General features: G+C 32.4%; 25 protein-coding genes. 16 read left to right on the plus strand and 9 right to left on the minus strand.

Annotation, left to right across the window (positions count from 1 at the left end; translation table 11 throughout):
* Nucleotides 1–15 precede the first annotated feature (15 nt).
* Nucleotides 16–1,923, plus strand: a complete 1,908-nt coding sequence (gene acs, locus RCH19_RS11625; RefSeq protein ID WP_121924976.1) for an acetate--CoA ligase — start codon at nt 16–18, stop codon at nt 1,921–1,923.
* 183 nt (nt 1,924–2,106) lie between these two features.
* Here the strand turns inward: acs and fbp are convergent, their stop codons facing one another.
* Nucleotides 2,107–3,126, minus strand: coding sequence for a class 1 fructose-bisphosphatase (gene fbp, locus RCH19_RS11630; protein ID WP_121924975.1), 1,020 nt, complete (start codon nt 3,124–3,126; stop codon nt 2,107–2,109).
* 170 nt (nt 3,127–3,296) lie between these two features.
* Between fbp and RCH19_RS11635 the strand changes: the two genes are divergently transcribed.
* From RCH19_RS11635 to RCH19_RS11665, 7 genes are all read left to right on the plus strand, one after another.
* Complete coding sequence (locus RCH19_RS11635; RefSeq protein ID WP_121924974.1) at nt 3,297–3,803, plus strand: GNAT family N-acetyltransferase; 507 nt, start codon at nt 3,297–3,299, stop codon at nt 3,801–3,803.
* Nucleotides 3,804–3,891: 88 nt separating this feature from the next.
* Nucleotides 3,892–5,148 (plus strand): aspartate kinase, encoded by a 1,257-nt coding sequence (locus tag RCH19_RS11640; RefSeq protein ID WP_343023367.1) that lies wholly within the window; start codon nt 3,892–3,894, stop codon nt 5,146–5,148.
* 167 nt (nt 5,149–5,315) lie between these two features.
* Nucleotides 5,316–8,747 (plus strand): hypothetical protein, encoded by a 3,432-nt coding sequence (locus RCH19_RS11645; protein ID WP_343023368.1) that lies wholly within the window; start codon nt 5,316–5,318, stop codon nt 8,745–8,747.
* An 80-nt stretch (nt 8,748–8,827) separates the two neighbouring features.
* Nucleotides 8,828–9,016, plus strand: coding sequence for a hypothetical protein (locus tag RCH19_RS11650; RefSeq protein ID WP_343023369.1), 189 nt, complete (start codon nt 8,828–8,830; stop codon nt 9,014–9,016).
* Nucleotides 8,952–9,182 (plus strand): hypothetical protein, encoded by a 231-nt coding sequence (locus tag RCH19_RS11655; protein WP_343023370.1) that lies wholly within the window; start codon nt 8,952–8,954, stop codon nt 9,180–9,182. Before RCH19_RS11650 ends, RCH19_RS11655 begins: the two co-directional genes overlap by 65 nt.
* Before the next feature lie 84 nt (nt 9,183–9,266).
* Complete coding sequence (locus RCH19_RS11660) at nt 9,267–9,365, plus strand: hypothetical protein (protein ID WP_343023392.1); 99 nt, start codon at nt 9,267–9,269, stop codon at nt 9,363–9,365.
* An 87-nt stretch (nt 9,366–9,452) separates the two neighbouring features.
* Nucleotides 9,453–10,520, plus strand: coding sequence for a glycosyltransferase (locus RCH19_RS11665; protein ID WP_343023371.1), 1,068 nt, complete (start codon nt 9,453–9,455; stop codon nt 10,518–10,520).
* Nucleotides 10,521–10,539: 19 nt separating this feature from the next.
* Here RCH19_RS11665 and RCH19_RS11670 read toward each other — a convergent pair whose 3' ends face one another.
* Both RCH19_RS11670 and RCH19_RS11675 read right to left on the minus strand, forming a co-directional pair.
* Nucleotides 10,540–11,604: an ATP-binding protein gene (locus RCH19_RS11670; RefSeq protein WP_343023372.1), complete on the minus strand. Its 1,065-nt coding sequence runs from the start codon at nt 11,602–11,604 to the stop codon at nt 10,540–10,542.
* Entirely contained in the window at nt 11,605–12,288 is a 684-nt protein-coding gene (locus tag RCH19_RS11675; protein ID WP_121924969.1) for a response regulator transcription factor, read from the minus strand.
* Between the two features lie 176 nt (nt 12,289–12,464).
* Here RCH19_RS11675 and RCH19_RS11680 point away from each other — a divergent pair, with 176 nt between their 5' ends.
* The 4 genes from RCH19_RS11680 (at nt 12,465) to RCH19_RS11695 (ending at nt 18,169) form a co-directional block, all read left to right on the plus strand.
* Entirely contained in the window at nt 12,465–15,245 is a 2,781-nt protein-coding gene (locus tag RCH19_RS11680) for an outer membrane beta-barrel protein (protein WP_343023373.1), read from the plus strand.
* A gap of 188 nt (nt 15,246–15,433) precedes the next feature.
* Nucleotides 15,434–16,621, plus strand: coding sequence for a hypothetical protein (locus RCH19_RS11685; RefSeq protein ID WP_343023374.1), 1,188 nt, complete (start codon nt 15,434–15,436; stop codon nt 16,619–16,621).
* Between the two features lie 105 nt (nt 16,622–16,726).
* The gene (locus RCH19_RS11690; RefSeq protein ID WP_343023375.1) at nt 16,727–17,065 is read left to right on the plus strand and encodes a T9SS type A sorting domain-containing protein; all 339 of its coding nucleotides are present in this window, start codon (nt 16,727–16,729) and stop codon (nt 17,063–17,065) included.
* Between the two features lie 123 nt (nt 17,066–17,188).
* A complete protein-coding gene (locus tag RCH19_RS11695) occupies nt 17,189–18,169 on the plus strand; it encodes an acyl transferase (protein ID WP_121924965.1) in 981 nt (326 codons plus the stop codon).
* A 3-nt stretch (nt 18,170–18,172) separates the two neighbouring features.
* On the opposite strand, the gene RCH19_RS11700 is transcribed toward RCH19_RS11695, so the two are convergent.
* Genes RCH19_RS11700 through tyrS form a run of 3 tightly spaced genes read right to left on the minus strand, consistent with a single transcriptional unit; the run spans nt 18,173 to nt 19,944 of the window.
* The gene (locus RCH19_RS11700; RefSeq protein WP_343023376.1) at nt 18,173–18,424 is read right to left on the minus strand and encodes a type II toxin-antitoxin system RelE/ParE family toxin; all 252 of its coding nucleotides are present in this window, start codon (nt 18,422–18,424) and stop codon (nt 18,173–18,175) included.
* Entirely contained in the window at nt 18,417–18,620 is a 204-nt protein-coding gene (locus tag RCH19_RS11705) for a hypothetical protein (protein ID WP_121924963.1), read from the minus strand. Before RCH19_RS11705 ends, RCH19_RS11700 begins: the two co-directional genes overlap by 8 nt.
* A gap of 31 nt (nt 18,621–18,651) precedes the next feature.
* Nucleotides 18,652–19,944 carry a tyrosine--tRNA ligase gene (gene tyrS, locus RCH19_RS11710; RefSeq protein ID WP_343023377.1) on the minus strand — a complete coding sequence of 431 codons (1,293 nt, stop codon included), beginning with the start codon at nt 19,942–19,944 and terminating at the stop codon, nt 18,652–18,654.
* A gap of 218 nt (nt 19,945–20,162) precedes the next feature.
* Here tyrS and RCH19_RS11715 point away from each other — a divergent pair, with 218 nt between their 5' ends.
* Nucleotides 20,163–21,170: an NAD-dependent epimerase/dehydratase family protein gene (locus RCH19_RS11715; protein ID WP_343023378.1), complete on the plus strand. Its 1,008-nt coding sequence runs from the start codon at nt 20,163–20,165 to the stop codon at nt 21,168–21,170.
* 5 nt (nt 21,171–21,175) lie between these two features.
* Here RCH19_RS11715 and RCH19_RS11720 read toward each other — a convergent pair whose 3' ends face one another.
* The 3 genes from RCH19_RS11720 to RCH19_RS11730 are packed head-to-tail and all read right to left on the minus strand — an operon-like array spanning nt 21,176 to nt 23,752.
* Nucleotides 21,176–21,664 (minus strand): DUF4296 domain-containing protein, encoded by a 489-nt coding sequence (locus tag RCH19_RS11720; protein ID WP_343023379.1) that lies wholly within the window; start codon nt 21,662–21,664, stop codon nt 21,176–21,178.
* Nucleotides 21,665–21,673: 9 nt separating this feature from the next.
* Nucleotides 21,674–23,014, minus strand: a complete 1,341-nt coding sequence (locus RCH19_RS11725) for a dihydroorotase (protein ID WP_343023380.1) — start codon at nt 23,012–23,014, stop codon at nt 21,674–21,676.
* Between the two features lie 12 nt (nt 23,015–23,026).
* Entirely contained in the window at nt 23,027–23,752 is a 726-nt protein-coding gene (locus RCH19_RS11730; RefSeq protein WP_343023381.1) for a polyprenol monophosphomannose synthase, read from the minus strand.
* Nucleotides 23,753–23,855: 103 nt separating this feature from the next.
* On the opposite strand from RCH19_RS11730, the gene RCH19_RS11735 reads away from it, so the two are divergent.
* From RCH19_RS11735 to RCH19_RS11745, 3 genes are all read left to right on the plus strand, one after another.
* Entirely contained in the window at nt 23,856–24,527 is a 672-nt protein-coding gene (locus RCH19_RS11735) for a DUF4271 domain-containing protein (RefSeq protein WP_343023382.1), read from the plus strand.
* A 13-nt stretch (nt 24,528–24,540) separates the two neighbouring features.
* Nucleotides 24,541–25,290, plus strand: coding sequence for a uroporphyrinogen-III synthase (locus RCH19_RS11740; protein WP_343023383.1), 750 nt, complete (start codon nt 24,541–24,543; stop codon nt 25,288–25,290).
* Nucleotides 25,291–25,444: 154 nt separating this feature from the next.
* A complete protein-coding gene (locus RCH19_RS11745) occupies nt 25,445–25,915 on the plus strand; it encodes an Lrp/AsnC ligand binding domain-containing protein (protein ID WP_121924956.1) in 471 nt (156 codons plus the stop codon).
* Nucleotides 25,916–25,961: the final 46 nt, after the last annotated feature.

The following is a 25,961-nucleotide window of genomic DNA, read 5'->3' on the forward strand; positions in this document are numbered from 1 at the left end:
ATCGAGTAAGAAAATATGAGCCGTTATAAAATAAATAATTTAGAAGAGTATTTTAAAGAATATAAAAAATCAATACGCGAGCCAAGAAAGTTTTGGGACAAGATTGCTGCAGAGAATTTTACTTGGTACCAACAATGGGATAAAGTTGTTGATTTTAATTTGGCTGAAGCCGAAATAAAATGGTTTACAGAAGCCAAAGTAAATATTACAAAAAATTGCATCGACAGACACCTTGCTAAAAAAGGCGAAAAAACAGCTATAATTTTCGAACCAAATGATCCAAGTGAAGAGGCTATACATATTTCTTATAATGAGTTGCATCAAAAAGTATGTAAAATGGCTAATGTGTTATTAGAGCAAGGCATAAAAAAAGGAGATCGCGTTTGTATTTATTTACCCATGATTCCAGAACTTGCGATAACTACTTTGGCATGTGCTAGAATTGGAGCAATACATTCTGTTGTTTTTGCTGGATTTTCTGCATCGGCAGTAACGGCAAGAATTAACGATAGCGAATGTAAAATGGTTATCACATCTGACGGTGGTTACCGCGGAAACAAAACAATAGATTTAAAAAGTATTGTTGACGAAGCGTTACAAAAAACCCCATGCGTGGAAAATGTTTTAGTTGTAAAAAGAATTAATACTGAAATTAATATGAAAGAGGGCCGTGACCAATGGTTACAGCCACTGCTAGATCAAGCATCTGACAATAACGCCGCTGAAATTATGGATGCTGAAGATCCATTATTTATTCTATATACTTCTGGTTCTACTGGAAAGCCAAAAGGGATGGTTCACACCACTGCAGGTTATATGGTTTATGCCGCATATACTTTTAAAAACGTTTTCAATTATGAGGACAACGATATTTTCTGGTGTACTGCTGATATTGGTTGGATCACTGGACACTCTTATATTTTATACGGTCCATTATTAAACGGTGCAACTACAGTTATTTTCGAAGGTGTTCCTTCTTACCCTGATTTTAGTCGTTTTTGGGAAACTATAGAAAAACATAAAGTAACTCAGTTTTATACAGCGCCAACTGCAATTAGAGCATTAGCAAAAGAAAATTTATCGTACGTACAAAAGTATGAATTAGCATCATTAAAAGTTATTGGTTCTGTTGGAGAACCAATTAATGAGGAAGCTTGGCATTGGTACAATGACCATGTAGGCGGAAAAAGATGTCCACTGGTTGATACGTGGTGGCAAACAGAAACGGGAGGAATCTTGATTTCTCCTTTAGCATTTGTTACTCCTACAAAACCAACTTACGCTTCATTACCATTACCGGGAATTCAACCCGTATTAATGGATGAAAAACGAAATGAAATTGAAGGAAACCAAGTCACTGGAAGTTTGTGTATCAAATTCCCTTGGCCAGGAATTGCACGCACTATTTGGGGTGATCACGAACGCTACAAAGAGACTTATTTTTCAGCATTTCCAGGAAAATACTTTACGGGTGACGGAGCACTTCGTGATGAGGTGGGATATTATAGAATTACGGGTCGTGTAGACGATGTCGTAATTGTTTCAGGCCATAATCTAGGAACTGCACCTATCGAAGATGCAATTAACGAGCATCCCGCTGTAGCAGAATCTGCGATTGTAGGTTTCCCTCACGACGTGAAAGGAAATGCATTGTACGGCTTTGTTATTCTAAAAGAAACTGGAGAATATCGTGACAGAGAAAATTTAAGCAAAGAAATCAATCAGCAGATTTCAAACCAAATAGGACCAATTGCTAAACTAGATAAAATTCAATTTGTTTCTGGATTACCTAAAACACGATCTGGAAAAATTATGCGTAGAATTTTACGTAAAATTGCCGAAGGAGATTATTCAAATTTTGGAGACACATCCACATTATTGAATCCTGAAATTGTGGACGAAATTAAAGATGGCAAAATTTAATCCCTGATTTCAATTGTTAATTGAAAGCTGCTTCCTCAACGAAGCAGCTTTTTTTGTTAGATGTTAATTAATTTTATTCCAATAAAAAAAGAGCGAAAAACATGGTCTTTCGCTCTTTAATTTTAGTGTTTTAAAAACCTAATATATTTTAGAAGTAAATGAATTTTCACAAAAAATGAAAAACTAGTATTTACTTCTTTTTGCTTGTTCCATAAACTCCTCTGCTTTTACAACCATGTTGTAACTTCCACAAAAGAAAGGTACACGTTGATGTAATTCAGTTGGAATTATTTCCATAATGCTTCCAAAACCATCAGAAGCCTTTCCTCCTGCTTGTTCTGCAATAAAAGCCATTGGATTACATTCATACAATAATCTCAATTTACCTTTTTGAGCTTTAGAACTGGTAGGATAAATATAAATTCCTCCTTTAATCATATTTCTATGAATATCTGAAACTAAACTGCCAATATATCTAGATGTGTACGGTCTATCTTCTTCTTCCGTTTGGCAATATTTTATATAATCCTTTACTCCTTGTGGGAAATGAACATAGTTACCTTCATTAATAGAATAAATATTTCCATCTCTAGAAAACTTCATATCAGGATGTGATAAATAAAATGTTCCAATTGCAGGATTTAAAGTAAAACCATTTACGCCGTGTCCAGTAGTATAAACGATCATTGTCGATGTTCCGTAGATCACATATCCAGCTGCAACTTGGTTAATTCCTGGTTGTAAAAAATCTTCCAAAGTAACTGGAGATCCTATTGGAGTTACTCTTCTGTAAACAGAAAATATAGTTCCTACTGACACATTCACATCAATATTTGATGAGCCGTCAAGAGGATCCATTAAAACTACATATTTATTATTGTGGCTTTTATCGCTTCCTGCCACAGTGATGAAATCATCGTTTTCTTCTGAAGCAATTCCACAAACAATTTCTCTGTTAATTAAAGTTTGAATAAAAACTTCATTAGCATACACATCTAGTTTCTGTTGATCTTCACCTTGAATATTTTGCTCTCCAGCTGCTCCAGTAATATCAACTAATCCAGCTTTATTCACCTTGTAATTAACAACTTTAGCAGCTAATCTGATAGAGTTGATAATGCGAGAAAGTTCTCCCGACGAATACTGAAAAGCATTTTGGTTTTCGATGATAAACTCACCTAGTGTTTTGTTGCGTTCTTCCATTGCGAAATCGTTGTAGTTATTTTGAAGTCACAAATATCGGTTTTTTTGTGAAAATGAATTGAATAATATTTACTTAGTTTACGAGTATTGTATATTTGCTTTGAAAAACACTAATTTTTTAAGCCACAACTACTTCTTAATTCAATTAACAAGAATATAATTAACAATTTATGAATATCAGAAAAGGAAATCGTAATGACATGCAAGCTGTTTTAGATTTAATTCAAGAATTAGCTGAATTCGAAAATGAGCCAGATGCTGTTCTTGTAACTGTTGATGATTTAGTTCGCGACGGTTTTGGACCAACACCTTTATTTCAAGTTTTAGTAGCAGAAATTGATGATGATGCTAATACGACTTCTGAAGGAAAACAAATTGTGGGAATGGCTTTGTATTATCATCGCTTTTCAACTTGGAAAGGAAAAACAATTCACTTAGAAGATTTGGTAGTGAAGGAAAAGATGCGAGGAACAGGTTTGGGTTATGCGTTATATTCTGAAATTTTGAAACAAGGGAAAAAAGATGGCGTAAGAAGAGTTGAATGGAATGTTTTAGACTGGAATACGCCCGCAATTGAATTTTACAAAAAATCAGGAGCTAAAATAATGGACGGATGGCTCGTCGTACAAATGGATGAGCAAGGAATAAACGAATTTGTTGATAATAAATTGAAGTAATAGGATTTCAACGATCTTATAATTCTAACTATTATAAGATGCATGTTAAACAGGTTCAGAATTTTAAAATAGTGGAATTAGTAGTGTTATGAGAGTATTTAAATTTGGTGGAGCATCAGTTAAAGATGCCGATGGAATAAAAAACGTGTACGACGTTTTACAAAAAGTAGGATATGAGGATGTTTTATTAATCGTTTCTGCGATGGGTAAAACAACTAATGCATTAGAAGTTGTTATTAAAAACTATTTTAACAAATCTTCTGAGTTGAAATCTTCTGTTCAGGAAGTTAAAAAATACCACAATCAAATCGTAATGGATTTATTTGAGGACGAAAAGAATCCAGTTTTTACAGCTGTAAATTCGCAGTTTTCAGATTTAGAATATTTTTTATCTCACAATAAATCACCCAATTATAATTTTGTTTATGACCAAATTGTAAGTTATGGCGAGTTAATTTCTACAACAATATTAAGTCATTTTATGAACCATATGGGAATTAAAACACAATGGCTTGATGTGCGCAATTTTATAAAAACAGATGCAAATTATAGAGATGCTGAGGTTGACTGGGAACTGACGCAAAAAAATATTTCGAAGAATGTCAAAAGAAAAATTCTAAATATTACGCAAGGATTTTTAGGCTCTGATGAAAACAATTTCACAACCACTCTTGGTCGTGAAGGTTCTGATTATACAGCTGCTATTTTTGCTTATTGCTTGAATGCAGAAAGCGTGACTATATGGAAAGATGTTCCAGGAGTTATGAATGCTGATCCAAGATATTTTGAAAATGCGAGTCTGTTGAACCAAATATCCTATCGTGAAGCAATAGAATTAGCATTTTACGGTGCCTCTGTAATTCACCCTAAAACTTTACAACCGTTACAGAAAAAAGAAATCCCATTGTATGTGAAATCTTTTATCAATCCTTTGTTAAAAGGAACTAGCGTGTCAAAAGGAGTGGATTTAGAACCGCAACTTTCTTGTTTTATCGTGAAAAGAAACCAACTTTTAATTTCTCTTTCATCAATCGACTTCTCCTTTATAATGGAAGAACACATAAGTGAAATTTTTGCTCTGTTTCACCAATTCAAACTAAAAGTGAATCTTATTCAGAATTCAGCTATTAGCTTTTCAGTATGTGTTGAAGATAAATTTGATAATTTTAAAGAGCTAAACGCAATCTTGTCTAAAAAATTCAAAGTTGATTTTGAAGAAAATGTTACTTTATATACGATAAGACATTTTAACGATAATGCAGCACAAACCGTTGAAGACAATAAAGTGGTTTTATTAAAACAAGTTAGCCGCGAAACCATGCAAGTGGTCACTAAAGAAGTTTAAAATTGTTATATATTTCAAGTAGTGGGAATCAAAATCTAATTTTGGTTCCCTTTTTTTATTTAAAAGTTCGTCATTTTACTCCGTAATTAGTAGATTTTACTCCATATACATTTTTACTATTATCGAATTATAAATACTACTTTTGATACTTTTGAGTTATTGTATTTATGTTGAAAAAACTAGTTTTTTGGATTACAATAAGTTTTTTTTCTGGGCTTCAAGCTCAGGAGATTAATTCGTTGTACATCACCAAGAAAATTCTACCTTCAAATGATACCATTTACGTAGAAAAACAAAGCATCAACTCTAGCTTTTTTAAGTTGCTTGACGCCAAAGGTCAGCCTATCGATAGTTCTTTATTTACTGTTAACTTCAAGAAAGGAACCTTAGTCTTTAAACATAAAGAAATTATAAGTACTGATTCAATCACAGTACAGTATTTGAAATTTCCAAAATTACTAACTCAAGAATATCGGGTTTATGATTCTAGCAGACTAGTTGATAATCCTGCAGGCTTAGGAAACTTGTACTCTGTTACAGAGCAAAAAAAGCAGAAAAATATTCCATTTGACGGTTTAAATACTGCCGGCAGTATTACGCGTGGGATTACAATAGGAAATAATCAAAATGCAGTTTTAAATTCTAATCTAGACTTACAAATTACAGGAAAAATATCTGAAAAAGTAAGTTTACGAGCTTCAATTCAAGATAGTAATATTCCTCTTCAGGATGGAGGATATTCGCAGAAACTAGATCAATTTGATAATATTTTCATGGAACTTTTTAGTAACGATTGGAATATTCGCGCCGGCGATATATCGCTTGAAAATAAAAAAACTCAATTTCTCAATTTTAATAAAAAGGTTCAAGGTTTGTCCACTAATTTTAATTTTGGAACAGAAACTAATAAAACCAATGTATTTGCATCGGCAGCTTTAGTACGTGGACAATATGCTAAAAGCAATATTGTGGGCCAAGAAGGAAATCAGGGTCCTTATAAATTAAAAGGACAAAATGGCGAGTTGTACGTTCTCGTTATTTCTGGTTCTGAACGAGTTTACGTGAATGGTAGACTTTTAAAACGGGGAGAAAACAATGATTATATCATAGATTACAACGCAGGAGAAATCATATTTACACCACTTTTTACCATTACTTCTGAGATGCGAATTGCAATAGAGTATCAGTACTCAGATCGAAATTATACGCGCTTTGTAACTTATGCTGGAGCTACTCATGAAAATAAATCGTGGACTTTTGGCGGTTATCTTTATTCTGAAAACGATCAGAAAAACCAACCGTTACAACAAAATCTTTCAGCGGAACAAGCACAAATATTAGTAACATCAGGAGATGATCAGAGTCTAATGGTGTCACCTTCAGCCTACGCTGACGCTTACTCAGAAAATAAAGTTTTATATCGAAAAACGATTAGTGGTGTTAGCGAGATTTTTGAATATTCTAATGATAAACAGGAAGAATTATTCAACGTTAGGTTTACTTTAGTTGGGAACAACAATGGAAATTACATTTATACAAACACCTCAAGTATAACAAGAGTTTATGAATATGTAGCGCCTGTTAACGGAATACCACAAGGGAATTACGAACCAACTATACCGTTAATTGCACCGACAAAAATTCAAGTAGCCACATTTCTAGGTAAGTACAATCCTAGCGATAAAACCTTTGTGAATTTTGAATTTGGCGTCAGCAATAATGACAAGAATTTATTTAGCACTATTGATGATAACGATAATAAAGGATTAGCGGGGACAATAGATGTTAAGCAGCGAGTTTTGTCGAAGAGATGGAATTTAGATGCCTTTACAAATTATCAATTTGTGCAGAAGGATTTTAAGTCAGTTGAGCGACTTTACAATATAGAATTTGATCGAGATTGGAACTTAGGAACAGCAGGAATTGGAAATCAAAGCTTATTAGTCTCCGGTTTAGAATTGAATTTACAACCAAAATTAAATAATAGTAATAGAGGGAAAATAATTTATCAATTTGAAAAACTTGATTTTTCAGATACCTTTTCAGGAAACAGACACATATTAAATGGAATAATCCAAATTAAGAACTGGAGCTTTCAAAACTATGGAAGTTTATTAAATAGCGAAGGCAATACATTTAACTCCCAATTCCTACGAAATCAGTCGCAACTTCGATTCCATTTCAATAAGAATTGGACTGGATCTAGCGTACGTGTAGAAGATAACGAAGAGAAAAATATTATAACGAATCAGCTTTCGGCTTTAAGCCAAAAATTTAAAGAGTACGGAATATATGTGGGACGAGGCGACAGTACAAAAGTCTTTGTTGAACTTGGTTATTTAAGAAGAACGAATGATAGTTTGCAAAACGGCATCATTCAAAGAGTAAATTCATCGCAAAATTTTCAGATGAAATCTAAATTAATACAAACAGCAAAAAGTGATTTGTCTATTTATGCTAATTATCGAATATTAGATTATGTGGACAACAGTAGAAAAAAAGAATCCTCACTAAATTCAAGAATTGCTTACACCGACCGATTTTTCAATCAATTAGTACAAACTACGACCGTTTATGAAACAAATTCTGGCAGCATTCCCCAACAAGAATTTACTTACCTTGAAGTTCCTATAGGACAAGGAGTTTACACTTGGAATGACTACAATAATAACGGAATTCAAGAATTACAGGAGTTTGAAGTTGCTCCATTTATTGACCAGGCGAAATTTATTCGCGTTTTCTTACCGAATAGGATTTACTTAAAAACGCACCAAAATAAGTTTTCACAATCAATTACATTAAATCCAAATCAATGGCAAAACGAATTAGGGCTTAAAAAGTTACTTTCCTATTTTTATAATCAAACTGCTTTTATAATTGATAGAAAAAATAGGAATGACGGAGATAATTTTGAATTAAATCCTTTTAGTAATGCCAATGAGAATGTTCTAGGACTCAATTCTAGTTTAAGAAACAGTTTGTTTTATAATCGCGGTAAACAAAATCACTCCACTACTTATACTTATTTAGAAAACAAAACTAAAAATTTGCTTTCGATAGGATCACAGCAAGCAACTAATAGTTCGCACCAATTACAGTATTCTCATTTACTTAGAAAAAGCTGGCTTTTTGGATTTTTTACAAAAACTATTCGCACAGCAATAGAGTCTGAGAATTTTGTAGAAAAAAACTATGAAATTACGGGATATCAATTAGCTCCAAAAATTAGCTATTTATTTTCTAAGAATACAAGCTGGGATGTTTTCTACGAATTGCAAAATAAAAAAAATCAGATTGGCAGCTATGAACAGTTAGTTCAAAACCGCTTTGGAACTTCATTTTCGTATTCCAGCGATAAAAAGTTTACTATGAACGGCGAAGTGTCTTTCTACCAAAATAAATTTGATGGAAATGAATTCTCGTCTGTTGGATTTCAAATGCTAGAAGGATTACAAACAGGGCAAAATCTAACATGGAAACTGTTGTTACAAAAGAATATTACACAATTTTTAGATATTAACTTTAATTATCAAGGTAGAAAAAGCGAAATCAACCAAGCAATTCACACAGGAAATATACAATTAAGAGCTTATTTTTAATTTTTTAACATTATAGTAAATAAAATAGTTATTAATTTTATAAACCGCAAATAATACGGCAAAAAATTAAAAAAAATAGTATGAAAAAATTATTGTTATTATGTTTTGTATTTCTATTATCTGGAAACTTTTATGCGCAAGAGACTGCGGCTCAAAAGAAAAAAGCAGCACAACAAACTGAAAAATTAGCTAAAGCCAAAGCTGATGCTAAAACGGCTGCAGTTAAAGAAAAGGAAGCGAAAGCTGCAGATTTGGAAAGCGAAAGCTAAAATAGCAGACGCAAAAGCTAAAGAAACGGCTAATAAAGTCAAAGAAACCAATGCTAAAGCAAAAGAAAAAGCACTTCAAACTAAGAAAGAAGTAAAAGCTAAAGCAATTAAAGTCGAACCCAAAATAATTAAGGTTGAAAAAAAGACAGAAGCAATTAAAAAATAAACGGTTTCTACTAAAAACACTGTAAAAAAAGAAGCAGCAAAGCTTAAAGAAACTAACGAGAAAGCTCCAAAAATTGCAGATAAAATTTCTGGTGAATACAATGGTAGAAAAGTTTATACCGGTCCTAGAGGAGGGAAATATTATATCAATAAAAACGGTAACAAAACTTATATCCAAAATTAATTCAGCGATAAGAAAAGAAATAAAAGTGGACTTTTTTCATAAAGACCCCCTTTTTACATGAAATATAATTAGTGATTAAAATAAGAAATGGAATTAAATAGCAGTAAAAAAAACATACTAATCACGCCTCTCAATTGGGGATTAGGACATGCTACGCGATGTATTCCAATAATTATTGCATTACTGCATAATAACTACACTCCAATAATTGCCTCTGACGGTCACGCTTTAGTTTTATTAAAAAAAGAATTTCCAACTCTACTTGCATTAGAACTTCCGTCATACCAAATAGAATACTCAAAAAAAGGAAGGAACCTAAAGTGGAATTTACTTCGAAATGTTTTTAAAACAATTAAAGCAATAAAGAAAGAGAAGAAAATAATTGATAAATGGATCAAGCAGTACAATATTAATGCTCTTATTTCTGATAATCGGTTAGGTGTTTATAGTAACGAGATTCCATCTGTTTACATCACACATCAACTAAATGTTTTATCTGGAAATAGCACTTGGTTTACAAGTAAAATTCATCAAAAAATAATTAGAAAGCACACCGAATGTTGGATTCCAGATTTTGAAGAAAATCCAAACCTTACCGGAAAGTTAGGACATCTTAGTAGGACAGATTTAAAACTAAATTACATAGGACCTTTAAGCCGTTTACAAAAGAGAAATGTCGAGATTAAATATGATTTAATGATTGTTCTTTCGGGACCTGAACCTCAACGCGGACTTTTAGAAGAGAAATTAAAGACGGAGGCACAAAATTATAGTGGTCAAGTAGTATTCGTGAAGGGAATTGTACAAAAGGATCAGATTACTGAACAAGTAGAAAATCTTACTTATTATAATTTTATGAACTCTAGCCAATTAGAACAAGCCTTTAATGAAAGTGAAATTATTCTTAGTCGCTCCGGTTATACTACAATAATGGACGTTGCTAAATTAGAGAAAAAGGTTTTTTTTATTCCCACACCTGGACAGTGCGAACAAGAGTACTTGGCTAAAAAACTAAACGAAGATTATAATATTCCGTTTTCAACCCAAAAAGATTTCAACATCGAAAACATTCAAAAAGCAGCTCGAATTACTGGGTACTTAAAAAATAATTATAATCTTGATTGGCCCAAATTATTTGAAGTTTTCGAAAAATAATTTAAATTTAAGACTCAATTTACTTAGATTTTTGCTTTTTTGTTTTGACTTTTTGAAGTGTAAAAGAAAACTCAGAGCCGACACCAAATGTGCTATCTACAAATATTTTTTCGTCGTGTGCCTCAATAATATGCTTAACGATAGCCAGTCCTAATCCTGAACCACCCTCAGTTCTTGCTCCGCTTTTATCTACTCTATAAAAACGTTCGAATAATCTTGAAATATTCTTTTTAACGATTCCATCACCGTTATCAGTCACTCTAACAATTACTTTTTCGGCGGTTAAATCTTCAATACTCACTTCTGTAGAGCCTTGAACTTTTCCATATTTAATTGAGTTTACGACTAAATTCATAACTGCTTGCTCAATTTTTTCATGATCGCCCACCACCATTATAGGGGTATTGTATTTCATATCAAACATTAGTAAAATATCTTTTTTAGATGCTTTCATTTCTAAAAGATCAAATACATTTTCTATGAGTTTGACAATATCAAATTCAGTTATTTCTAAATTTAACTCGCCTATTTCCAGTTTAGAAATCATATCTAAATCTTGGACGATGTATATAAGGCGCTCGACTCCTTTTTCAGCACGTTCTAAGTATTTTTTTCGAATCGTTTTATCACTCATCGCTCCATCAAGCAATGTTGATAAATAACCTTGAACCATAAAAAGAGGTGTTTTTAATTCGTGAGAAACATTGCCTAGAAACTCTCTTCTATATTCTTCCCTAACTTTCAAGGTTTCTATTTCTAACTTTTTGTCAGTCGCAAACTTTTTAACCTCACGTGTTAAAGTCGCCATATCAGTGGTAATGGGTTGGTTCATGAAAGTGCTAGACTCTAATAAAGCAACATCATCATATATTTTCTTTACCTTTTTATAGATAAAGCGCTCCACTCGGTATTGAATTACTATAAAAGAGAAAACAGCAATTGAAAAAGCAAAAATCAAACAAAACTGATAGGAGAACTTAAAAAACAAATAAGTCAAAAAGCCCACTAATCCAGTGGAAAATAAAGTAATATAAAACGCGGACTTTACAGCAAAGCGATATGTTTTTTTAAAATTGATATTCATTTATACCTCAAACTTATAGCCAACTCCTTTAATTGTTTTGAATAATTCTTCCCCTATTTTTTCACGCAACTTTCTGATGTGTACGTCAATTGTTCTGCCTCCCACAATCACTTCGTTACCCCAAACTCTATCGAGAATTTCATCTCTTTTAAAAACCTTTCCAGGCTTTGAAGCTAGAAGATAGAACAATTCAAATTCCTTTCGAGGTAAAACAATTTCGATATTATCCTTAACAATTTTATATTCTTCACGATTAATTTCTATACCACCTACATTCAATGTCTCGCTATTCTGCTCTTTATCTTTCAAACGACGCAATAAAGCTTTCACTTTGCTAACTAATAATTTTGGTTTGATAGGTTTTGTAATGTAATCATCAGCACCAGCATCAAATCCAGCTACTTGAGAATAGTCTTCACTCCTCGCGGTCAAGAAAGTAATAAGAACATTACTTAACTCTGGTATTTTACGAATGCTTTCACAAGCTTCCATACCATCCATTTCTGGCATCATCACGTCCATTATAATTAGGTCTGGAATTACCTTTTTTGCTGTAGCGATAGCTTCTTTACCATTTGACGCAGTGAATATTTGATACTCTTCCTGAGCGAGATTATATCCGATGATTTCTAAGATATCCGGCTCATCATCAACTAGTAGAATTTTGGTGTTTTTTTTCTTCATAAAGCGTCAAAAATTGTTTTTTGAATGGTAAATGTAGTCAATAATAGGAGACTGAAAAGCTATTAACGGTAATTTAATATTAGAGCTATTTACTGTCAAAAACAAAACATAACCGTAACAACACAGTAACTTATATTTTACATTTCGCTCCTTACTTTGCAAAAAAAACAACACAAATGAAATTCAAAATTCTTTTTATATCGTTATTTATAACTGCAATTTCTTTCTCACAGAACAATGGAACGATTACTGGAGTCTTAACAGATAAAGATTCAAACAACCAATCTTTACCTTTTGCAAACGTTGTTATTGCAGGAACAAGCATTGGAACCAATACAGATATGGATGGAAAATTCTCTGTAAGTACAACTCCAGGAAATTACACATTACAATTTAGTTTTGTAGGTTACGAATCAGTAGAGATACCAGTAAAAATTATCGCTAATGAAACAGTTACTATCAATCAGGCTTTAGGCTCTGCGGGATATAAACTAGAAGATGTGGTAATAAGAGCTACAGTAAATAGAGAAAAAGAAACTGCTTTGTTGTTAGATCAAAAACAAGCAGTGGTTATCAAACAAAGTATAGGCGCTCAAGAGATGTCTCGCAAAGGTGTTAGCGACGTAGAAGAAGGTTTGACTAAAATTACAGGAATTACAAAGGTTGATGGTCGTGGATTATTTATAAGAGGATTAGAAGATCGCTACAATAATTTATTAATAAATGACTTGCAGTCTCCTTCTAACAGTCCTTTTAAGAAAATTATCCCTTTAGATTTATTCCCAACAGATGTTGTGGGAGTTCTAAATATTTATAAAACTTTTAATCCTAATATTTCTGGAGATTTTGCTGGAGCGACGGTTAATATTGAAACACCTCAACCAAAAAATATAACAAAATTGAATATTGGTTTTGGGTACACGACAAGTAATAATGGGGTTGACTTTCTACTTTCGGAAGATGCCAATTCAGCAAAAGGAACGCTTGGATTAATAGGAAACGACAGAGCACTTCCAGGGGTCTTTGGAACAATTCCCAATGGAAAAAATCTTTCTCCTGCTGAATATGAAAATGCATATGGTAGTAAATCTTGGGATGTTAGCAAAACAAAAAGTCCGTTGAATTCAAGTGTAGGTTTTTTACATGCACAAAAATTCAGTCTAAAAAATGAAAGAAATATTAGTTATATCATGTCATTTAATTTCGACAATAAATATTCTTTTAGAGAAGGAGTTGATAGAACATTTAATTTAGGTCAAGGAAATTACGACAATAATTTATTCACCACACAATATAGTTACCAAACTACTTTTTCTGGATTAGCTGGTTTGAAATTTAAAACAAATCGCTATAACTTAAATTTTAATACTTTTCTAATTAAGGCGACTGAAAGTAAAATTCAAGATCAACTAGGATATACAAACAGTTTAGCAAACAAGACCAATAACTTAATACGAATGAATCAATTTGAGGAATCGTACTATTGGAATACACAATTATACGGTGATTATAAAATAAGTGAAGACGGAAAACATAGTTTAAAAGCAGGAGGTTCTTACGTAAAAACTTCTTTTGGTCAACCCGATAGAAAATTTATTACTGGAGTTAAAGAAAGTGATAATACAATCAACATGTCATACGGCGGGAATAACTTAAACCGACAATATCTTGATGTTAAGGGGAACTTTTATTATTCTTCACTGTTAGAGTACAGTTTGAAATTTGGCGAAAGCCAAAAACCTAATATCTTATCCATAGGTTATAATGGTTCGTTGAATGATATGGCTTCTACTTATCGTTTCTTCTCAGGAAGAAAAAATATAGAGAAAAACTACACTGCAAATTTAAACACGATTAGCACAACAATAAATGATGACATTAAAAACGGAATTTTATACGTACAAGAAGAATCAAACGGTGATTACAAAGTGAAATTAAATCAATTTGTTAATGCTGGATATTTTAATTTGTTCATGACTTTCAACGATAAATGGGATTTAAATGCTGGGATAAGAGCTGAAAGTTCGATGCGCGAAATTAAATATAGAGAACAAGGAGATCCTTTTGGAAATGCATATCGCATAAAAAAAGAGGATAAATTAGACATATTGCCTTCTGTTAATTTAAAAAGAATTGTAAACGAAAATAGTAATTTAAGAGTTTCGTTAGCGAAAACAATTACGCGTCCAGTTGCGATGGAACTATTACCAATAAATTACATCAATGCTGATGGAACTTCAGAAAGTGGTAATCCAGACTTAAAAAATAGCGAAAACTACAATGCCGATTTTAAATATGAATTGTTCCCGAATAATAAAGAATTGTTTGCTGTAGGAGTATTTGGTAAAGTTATCAATAATCCTATTGAAAGAGTTTTTAAACCAACAGCAAATAGTGGTGGACAGATTACAACATTTAAAAATTCAGAACAAGCTATTATTTTTGGAGCTGAAATCGAAATGCTTTTACAACTGAGTAGAGTGAGCGAATCTTTATCAAACTTCTCTCTCGGATTTAACACTTCATTAATGAATACTGATGTAAAGATTGATCCTAGAAAACAAGGAAATGAGTTAGAGAACAGTAAAAGCCGCAAATTGCAAGGTGCTTCTAGCTGGTTGATAAATTCGGATTTAAAATATGATTTTATCTTTAGAAAAGATTGGAAAAACTCAATGACAGTCGTGTATAATGTTTACGGAGATAGAATTTTTGCAGTAGGTTCGTCAGGAATGGATCATATCTATGAAAAGTCGTTTAGCAAACTTGATTTTATATGGACGACTGCAGTTTCAAAAAACATCGATATTAAGTTTGCAGTAGATAATATTTTGAATCCAAGTTACCGAAAAGAGCTAGGAACTAATAACAACATAAAAATCACCGAAGATTCGCTAATAGTAAAAGAATTTAAAAAGGGAGTTGGATTCTCAGTAAATGTAGGATACACTTTTTAACAACAAAATAAATTGTAAAAGAAGAGCCGGATAGGCTCTTTTTTTGTTTACATAGTAACCTAAAATTTACATCATATTCATTGTTTTATAATACTTTGATAACAATTAGCTAACTAATTTCCAAAAGAGCAAGAGTACTTTTGACTTAATAATTAACAACAAAATTATAATTTTAAAAAGATCAAAAAATGAAAAAATTAGTATTTAGTCTAGCTTTATTGAGCTTAGTTTTCACAAGTTGCACATCAAGTGATAGCGACGTAATAACTACCCCTCCATCAGCAACTGGAGAAATAACCGGCGATTTTACTGTATCAAAAACATATACCAAAGGGACATATTCATTGAGTGGAACGGTTAGAGTTAAAACAGGTGTCACTTTGACTTTTGAAGCGGGTTCAATTATAACTGCTGATGTATCAAATGGTACTGATGCACTGTTAATTGAAAACGGAGGAAAACTAAATATTTCAGGTACAGCTGCCGAACCAGTTGTATTTACTGAAAAATCTAAAACTGCAGGTTCTTGGGGTGGAATAATAATGTTTGGTGATGCTCCTATAGTAGCTGGAAAAATGGCTGATGGAACACCTATCACAACTGCGACTTCTGAAGATGGAACAAACATTGTTTACGGCGGAAAAAACCCAGCACACAATGGTGGATCATTAAAATATGTAAGAGTTGAATATGCTGGTAAAAAAATTCTTGATGGAAACTCTGAGATGAATGGATTCTCCTTCTATTCAGTAGGTTCTGGAACAATTTTAGAAAACTTAGTTTCTTATAAAGGTGCTGATGATGGATTTGAATTTTACGGAGGAACCGTAAGTGCTAAGAACCTTATCTCTTATGGAAATACGGATGATTCATTTGACTGGCAAGATGGATGGCAAGGTCAAGCGAACACAAACTGGTACGCGTATCAAACTGGAGCTGGAAATTTTGGAATGGAAATCGAAGCGAAAAGTGTGAATAATGCATTTTTTCCAAAAGTATCTAATATCACTTTGCGAAGAGCAGCTGGAACAGTTACAGAAGCTGGAAATCCTTTAGAAATTGATGCTATCCAATTTAAAAAAGAAGGAAATGGAGAATACTCCAATATAGTAATCTCAGGTTATACATCAACTAATGCAACTGCAGTACGAATTCAAGATGCTGCTACTCAAACAAATCAAGTTGCAACTGGTAAAATAAAAATGCTTAATGTAAAAATTGCAGATGCTACTCCATTATGGGGAGCAGGAGCAACAACTTTTACTGCTACTTTTTTACCTGCAAACTTCACTACAAGCACATCAGCAAACGGAGCAATATTGACTCCTGGAGCGTGGGCAATCGTAGATGGTGTAAATTTGCTATCGAATTTGTAAAGAATAGTTAGCCAAAAATCATTATAAACATCCTGAAAATTCAGGATGTTTTTTTTGGTATAGTATTTGAATATTTTTTGTACATTTACTAAACAAAATTATCTGATGGCAAAAAACTACTTTTATACTATTACTTTATTGGTTTTTTTATTTTCCTTCAGCGTTAACGCTCAGGAATCTAAGCAGCAACCAAAAACTCAAGAATCACCTACAATTGAAGGTTTAAACTTGTACCCAAACCCCGTGAGCAACGGAAAAGTATACATTTCGACTAAAAACGATTTTGATAAAGAAATAATTATCTTTGACGTTTTAGGTAAAAAAGTACTTCAAACACAGTTAAGCTCAAGAGAGTTAAATGTCTCCACTTTATCTTCTGGTATTTACATCATAAAGATTAATGAAAAAGAAGCATCGGCTACAAGAAAATTAATTATTCGATAAAAAAATTAAAATAAACAGAAAGCTCCAATTAAATTTGGAGCTTTTTTTTGCAGAAAACAATAGATCCAAAGCGTGAATTAAAAACACACCAAATTTTTTGATTACTTTTGCAAAAAAAATATTTTGATTTCAGCTTCCGATATATTTGCTATTTCTAATCAAAAACAATTTGAGAAGATGGCCTTAAAAGTTTTTCGTCATCAGTACGAAAACAACATTGTATATCGTGAATTTTGTGAGCTTTTAAAAACTGATTCACACAAAGTAAAGTCATTAGAGCAAATTCCATTTCTGCCTATTCAGTTTTTTAAAAGTCACAATGTTGTTTCAAATACTAACGCAATTGAAGAAGTTTTTACAAGCAGCGGAACTACTGGTGCGATAACAAGTAGGCATCTTGTCACTGATGCTTCCATCTACGAAGAAAGTTATCGAAAAGGATTTTCTGAATTTTATGGAAATATTGAAGATTACGTAGTGCTAGCATTACTTCCTTCTTATCTTGAAAGAGAAGGATCTTCATTAATATATATGGTTGAAGACCTAATAAAACTTTCTAATCAGACTGAAAGTGGTTTTTACTTGCATAATCATGATGAGCTAATCAAAAAATTAATTGAGTTGGATCAATCAGGACAAAATGTTATTTTGATTGGAGTTACTTTTGCTTTATTAGACCTTATCGAGAAACAGCAATTTAAATTGCAAAATACGATTATAATGGAAACTGGCGGGATGAAAGGAAAGCGAAAAGAAATGATTCGTGAAGAACTGCATCAGCAATTATGTGAAGGTTTTGGCGTATCGGCTATTCACTCTGAATACGGAATGACAGAACTACTTTCTCAAGCCTATTCGCTAGGTGAAGGCGTATTTGAATGCCCTTCTTGGATCCAAATCTTAATCCGCGATACCGAAGATGCTTTAACCTATATTCCAAAAGGAAAAACAGGCGGAATAAACGTAATTGACTTAGCTAATATTAACTCCTGCTCTTTTATAGCAACGCAAGATTTGGGTAAAAAAAATCCCAACAACTCTTTCGAGGTATTGGGACGTTTTGATAATTCTGATATTCGTGGATGTAATTTGATGGTGTTGTAAATCTTACTCATAAATATCTTTTCGATGACCTAAATCTACTACATCGATCAAAAGAATATCATCAATTATTTCATAAATCACTCTATAATCTCCAACACGTATTCTATATCCTTTTCTTCCTTTTAGCTTTTTATAACCTGAAGGTCTAGGATTTTTTGATAAACTTCCAATCGCAAATAATATTGGATTAGCTATCTCATCTGATAACTTATCTAACTTCTTCTGCGCTTTTTTGGAAAAACCAATGTTATACATTTGACTTTTTTGCCTCCCTTGTTTTCAAATAATCTTCAAATGAAATTCGATAACCATCATCGTCCTTTTTAGCTTCATCATAAAGACGAACGTCTTCTAAATCCTCCAATTTTTCAATCATTTTATTGTATTGCTTTATAGGCAAAACAACAGCCGTTCTATTTCCTTTTTTATCCGTTAAAAATTGTGTTTCCATAATTTTAAATATTTAAAGTAAAGTTATGAAATTAAACTACTCTAACTACAAAATAATTTTTCTTACCACTTTGTAACAACACAAATTGATTGTTGATCAAATCTTTAGTCGAAAGCACGAAATCTTCAGCTACTTTCTCTCTATTTACTGAAATAGAATTAGCAGTCAAAGCGCGTCTTGCTTCACCATTTGATTTAAAAAATCCTGTTTTTTCATTTAAAACAGCAATAATATCAATACCAGATTCCAGCTCAGATTTTGCTATTTCAGCTTGCGGAACCCCTTCAAAAACATCTAAAAAAGTAGCGTCATCTAATTGTTTCAAATCATCTGAAGTTGAATTTCCAAATAAAATAGCAGATGCTTTTATCGCATTTTCTAAATCTTCTTTTGAATGAACCATTACGGTAGTTTCTTCCGCCAAACGTTTTTGCAACAAACGTAAATGTGGTGTTTCTCTATGTTTTTCGGTTAAATCTCCAATTTCTCCTTTCGACAAGAAAGTGAAAATTTTAATGTATTTTTCTGCATCAACATCAGATGTATTTAACCAATATTGGTAGAACTTATACGGTGAAGTTCTTACAGAATCCAACCAAATATTTCCTCCTTCAGATTTTCCAAATTTAGTTCCATCTGCTTTAGTAATCAACGGACAAGTTAAAGCATACGCTTTCCCGCTAGCAATTCTACGAACTAATTCAGTTCCAGTAGTTATATTTCCCCATTGGTCGCTTCCACCCATTTGTAGCGTACAGCTTTTATCTCTGTAAAGATGTAAAAAGTCATAACCTTGAACTAATTGATATGTAAATTCAGTAAATGACATTCCTTCAGCAGCTTCAGAGGTCAATCGCTTTTTAACGGAATCCTTAGCCATCATGTAATTGACAGTAATATGTTTACCCACATCACGAATGAAATCCAGAAAAGAAAAGTTCTTCATCCAGTCGTAGTTGTTTACTAATTCAGCTGCATTAGGTGCATCAGAAGTAAAATCAAGAAAACGACTTAATTGCGCTCTAATTGCTTCCTGATTGTGGCGTAAAGTTGGTTCGTCTAATAAATTTCTTTCATTCGATTTTCCTGATGGATCACCTATCATTCCTGTTGCACCACCTACTAAAGCTAATGGTTTATGTCCAGAAAGTTGGAAATGTTTCAATAACATTACTCCAACTAAATGTCCTATATGCAATGAATCTGCAGTTGGGTCAATACCCACATATGCCACACGCATTTGCTCCATCAAATGTTCTTCTGTGCCTGGCATAACATCGTGAAGCATTCCTCTCCAAGTCACTTCTTCAATAAAATTTTTCATCTTTTTTAATCAATTTTCACAAAGATAATAATATCAATGGCAAAAATCAATTTAGACAGTACTTTCAAATATAAATAACCTTTATAAAGCCTATGCCGAAATGGCAAAGCAAACATCACTTAAAAAAAATTAGAAAAAATACATTTCTAGAATCCTAAATTAGCGTTGATTTCAATCATTGATATTGTCATTGACTTTGATTTTGTTACATTTACCAAATGATTTTAGTAACAGGAGGAACTGGTTTAGTTGGCGCGCATTTATTGCTTCATTTGATTGAGTCTCATAATATTGGGATAGGACAAATTCGTGCAATTTATCGAAGTAGTGGTAGCATCGAAAAAACTAAATCTCTTTTTAAACTGTACAGAAAATTTGACTTGTTTGAGTCCATACAATGGATGCAAGCTGACATCATTGATGTTCCAGCGCTAGAGCACGCGTTCGTAGGAATTACAACAGTGTATCATTGTGCAGCAATTATTTCATTTGATCCTAAGGATGAAGAGAAAATTCGAAAAATAAACATTGAAGGAACTGCTAATATTGTCAACTTTTGCCTTAGTTATAAAGTACAAAAATTGTGCTACATAAGCTCTATCGCTGCTTTAGGAGATATTGCAGCACATGAGTCAATAATAACAGAAGAAACCGACTGGAATCCAGAAAAGCCTCACAGTGACTATGCAATTTCTAAATATGGTGCTGAAATGGAAATGTGGCGTGGCCAACAAGAAGGTTTAAATATTCTAATTGTAAATCCTGGAGTCATACTTGGTCCTGGTTTTCAAGATCAAGGAAGTGGAGTTTTGTTTAAAAGAGTGGCTAATGGTTTGTCGTACTACACTTTAGGAACCACTGGTTTTATTGCCGTAACTGACGTAGTAAAAATCACTACTGAGCTGATGGATAGCGACACAAGTAACGAAAGATTTACATTGATTGCTGAAAATATTATTTATCGAGATTTATTTAATAGTATTGCCGATTCACTCAATGTTCAAAGACCTATGAAGCACGCAAAGCCTTTTTTTATGGAAATAGTGTGGAGAGTAGATTGGATTTTATCTGTAATTTTTGGACAAAAGAGAAAGTTTACAAAAGCTACAGCAAAGGCATCGTATTGTAAAAATTTATATTCAAATCAAAAAATAAAAGAAAGGCTGAATCCCAAATTCACAAATATCCTTGAGTACGTAAATACAATCGCAAACTTTAAACCTTAAATAGTTTACTGTAAAGCTTCCCTTTGTAAAACAGGCTGCTTGATTACATTTTTATCTATAAGTTGCTTTCTCCCTCTAACTAAAGTATCAACAGGAATCGATTTCTCAGAAATTTTTGTCTTTTTAACTTTTTTTAGTTTTTTACTTTCTAATTTTATTAGAGAATCGGTACTTGTTTGTTTCTGCTCTAATCTTTTAGCAACTTCGTCAAACATTAGCTTGTAATCCTCATAATCAGCAGAATAGTAAACATTGCTATTCGCAAATTGCAAACTATCCACTTTATATTTCTTTAAAATGAATTTTTGAGGGTTAATTTTGAAACTATCGATGTATTTAGGATTTTGATACTTTATAGCGTCTAGAAGTGAAATGTCATATATAATATCGACCATCACCTCTTTTTTTATTAGACCAGCAGGTTTTTTTACAACATCCTCCTTACAACTCAAAAAGATTGTAACTATAGCTAGAAATAATACCAATTTTTTCATCTCTCAATTTTATCTTTCGAACAATAAACGTTGACCTACGCGAATATCTTTTACTTTAAAAGCAGTATAAACCAGTTGACCGTTTACAAAAGTGTGCGTTATTCTTGATTTAAAAGTAAAACCTTCAAATGGAGACCAACCACATTTTGCTAATATGTTTTCTTTTTTAACGCTCCATGGCAAGCCAGAATTTACGATCACTAAATCAGCATAATATCCTACTTTAACGAAACCTCTCTTTTCTATTTTGAAAATTTTAGCAGGATTGTGACACATTTTCTCCACAATTTTCTCCACACTTATTTTTCCTTGATGGAACGCTTCAAACATTGCCACAACGGCGTGTTGAACTAATGGTCCACCAGAAGGAGCGCTCATATAAGGCTTGTTTTTTTCTTCTAAAGTATGTGGTGCATGATCAGTAGCAATTACATCGATTCTACCATCAATTAACGCTTCCCAAAGTACTTTTCTGTCATTTGCAGTTTTAACTGCAGGATTCCATTTAATTAAATTTCCTTTCGTAGCATAATCTTCATTAGTAAACCACAGATGGTGAACGCAAACTTCAGCTGTAATTTTTTTGTCTTCCAATGGAATTTTATTGGTGAACAAATCCATTTCTTTAGCGGTAGAAAGATGAAAAATATGCAAACGCGCACCAGTTTTTTTGGCTAACGCAACAGCTTTTGAAGAAGATATGTAACATGCTTCCTCACTGCGAATCAAGTGATGTACCGTAACTGGAATATCATCGCCGTATTCTTCTGTATATTTTTCTAAGTTCTTTTTAATGGTTGTTTCATCTTCGCAGTGCACCGCAATTAATAGGGGTGTACTTGAGAAAATTTTCTCTAATGTAGCTTCATTATCAACTAACATATTCCCGGTTGAAGAGCCTAAGAATATTTTAATTCCAGCAACATTTCTAGGATTAGTTTTTAAAACTTCGTCTAAATTATCATTTGTCGCACCCATCATAAAAGAATAATTCGCGTATGACTTTTGGGCTGCTAATTCATATTTCTGTTCTAATATTTCTTGCGTAACAGCATTCGGTACTGTATTAGGTTGTTCGATGAAAGAAGTTATTCCACCCGCAACCGCTGCTTTAGATTCTGATTCTATATCTCCTTTATACGTCAACCCTGGTTCCCTAAAGTGAACTTGATCATCGATTGCTCCTGGCATTAAATAATTACCCTCGGCATCAATAATTTTACAATCTGGTGACTTAGCACTTATGCTTTCTGAAATCTCAACAATTAAGTCATTTTCAATTAATACATCGCCTTCAAAAATTACTCCTTCATTTACTATTTTGGCATTCTTAATTAAAACCCTGTTCATCGTTTCTTTTTCTTATAATGTGTTAACTAATCTTTTTAATCTAAGCGCTATAACTCCAAATACAGCTTCTACAATAATAGAATTACTCATTTTAGACTGCCCTTTTGTTCTATCCGTAAAAATAATTGGAACCTCTACAATTTGAAAATCTTTACAATACGTTCTGTATTTCATTTCTATCTGGAAGGCGTAACCAACAAATTTTATTTTATCTAAATTTATTTCTTTTAAAACTCTTTTTTTGTAACAAACGAAACCAGCAGTGGCATCGTGAATTTTCATCCCAGTAATCATTCGAACATAAACTGAGGCGAAGTAAGACATTAAAACTCTGCTTAATGGCCAGTTTACAACATTTACACCAGTAACATATCGAGAACCAATTGACAAATCAGCGTCGCCTAAATGACAAGCGCTGTATAATTTTTCTAGATCATTAGGATTATGTGAAAAGTCAGCATCCATTTCGAAAATATATTCGTAATTGTGCTTTAACGCCCATCTAAATCCGTGAACATAAGCCGTTCCTAATCCTGATTTTTTTTCTCTTTTTTCCAAAAACAATCTTCCTTCAAATTCTGCTTGTAGTAAAATAACCTTATCAGCTGTATGATCTGGAGAATTATCGTCAATTATTAGAACATGGAAAGCCTTTCTTTGCGATAGCACAGATCGAATAATGCTTTCAATATTTTCAATTTCGTTATAGGTAGGAATTATAACAATACAATCATTCATATGTCGACTAATTTCAGGGCAAAAGTAAACTTTTTATGCCATTACAACCTTAATAATATTATAATAAAAAGAATGATATAAAAATTAGTATTTTTGCAGCGTTATGATTGAAACTATACTTCATCCTAGGATAATAGAGAGCAAAGACTGGGCAACAGTACTTTTTGTTCTGTCATTTGGTATTATCGCCATTACTAAATCCGTTTTTGAAAACAGATTTGCCGATTTTACCAATCTTATTTATTCGAACAAATACATTAAAGTTTATAAAGACAACACAAATTTAAAAAGCGGTTTTACTCTTTCCTTATTTTTTGTTCAAGTCATTTCTCTTGCCTTTTTTGTACAAATAACATTAAGCTATTTTGGTTACGCATCAAAAACAGATTGGTTGCTCTACATTCAAATTTTTACTTTTTTAGTTTTCTTTATTTTATCGAAGTATTTGATAGAAAAAATAATTGCTACATCCTTTAATATTGAGGATTTTATGGATCAATTTAACCTTCAAAAAGTGACATATAGAACGTACATTGGTCTATTCATACTTCCTTTCAATATAATTTTGTTCTATTACGACTCATTTTCACGAAATATCCCGTTAATTATTATCGCCATAATACTGATAACTAACGCGTTGACATATTTGATTTCAATAAAAAATTATCAAAATATAATATTCGGCAAGTTGTTTTACTTTATTTTATATCTTTGCGCTCTCGAAATAGCACCCTATTATTTTATGTATTATTGGTTTACAAAGGGAAATGCTTAGAAAAAGTGAAATTATGAAAGTGAAAACAATTTTGGTATCACAACCTGAACCTAAGGTCGAAAATTCACCTTACTTTGAACTTCAACAAAAGCATAAAGTAAAAATTGATTTCAGACCTTTCATTCATGTAGAAGGCGTAAATGCAAAAGAGATCAGACTTCAAAAAATTGATCTTAACAATTACACTGCAATTATATTAACAAGTAAAAATTCTGTTGATCACTTCTTTAGAGTAGCTGAGGAAATGCGCTTTAAAGTTCCAGAAAGTTTAAAATATTTTTGTCAATCAGAAGCTATTGCTTTTTACTTACAAAAATATGTCGTTTACAGAAAACGTAAAATCTATGTAGGACCTAAAGATTTTGCTGATTTATCTCCTCTAATTAAAAAATACAAGGACGAAAAATTCTTGTTACCTGCTTCAGACCAATTAAATGCTGACGCAACAGTTACCTTAAATGGTTTAAAAGTAGATTGGGCTCCAGCTGTTTTTTACAAGACAGTAATGAGCGACTTATCAGATCTTGCCGATGTTTATTATGACGTCTTGGCTTTCTTTAGTCCAACAGGGATAAAATCACTGTTTATGAACTTTCCAAAGTTCGAACAAAACAATACTCGCATTGCTGTTTTTGGAAGTACTACTCAAAAAGAAGCGCTGGATCATGGTTTAAGAGTTGACATTCTTGCTCCAACACCAGCAACTCCATCAATGACGATGGCTTTAGAAAAATACATAACAGAAGCGAATAAAGGAAAATAAAATAATATTTTTTGATAAAGATTTAAAAGCCATTCAAATATGAATGGCTTTTTTTATGCACAAAACAATCGAATTACATTTTCAGAGCAATGTTTATTTAAATTTGATTGAAAATTAGAACTAAAATCTCTATTTTAGTTTAAAATTATAACTCATGAAAATAAATTCCTTAATAGTAGAAATTGACGGTATTGATAAAGAAATTTTACGCGATTTGATGGATGATGCTCGGAAACCGATTCTCCAAATCGCGAATAAAATTGGAATTTCTGGTGCAGCAATTCATCAACGTTTGAGAAAATTAGAGCAATCGGGTGTTATTTCAGGATCTAAATTCACTGTAAACAACAAAATATTGGGCTACAACACAATGGCCTTTGTGGGAATCTATCTTGATAAAGCCGCTCGAAACCCAGAAGCAGTAAAGGACTTAAAAAAAATTCCTGAAGTATTAGAATGTCACTACACGACTGGAAACTGGTCGATTCTCATAAAAATAATATGTAGGGATAACGAGCATTTAATGCATTTGCTCAACACAAAAATCCAAGCAATAGAAGGTGTTTCAAGAACTGAAACCTTTATTTCACTGGACCAACAAATTGATAGACAGATTCAATTATAATATTTGAATATAATAGCTCGATAATAAAAAAGCCGACTCATTTAAT

Origin of the sequence: Flavobacterium sp. PL12, assembly GCF_039123485.1 — a bacterium.
GTDB lineage: Bacteria > Bacteroidota > Bacteroidia > Flavobacteriales > Flavobacteriaceae > Flavobacterium > Flavobacterium weaverense.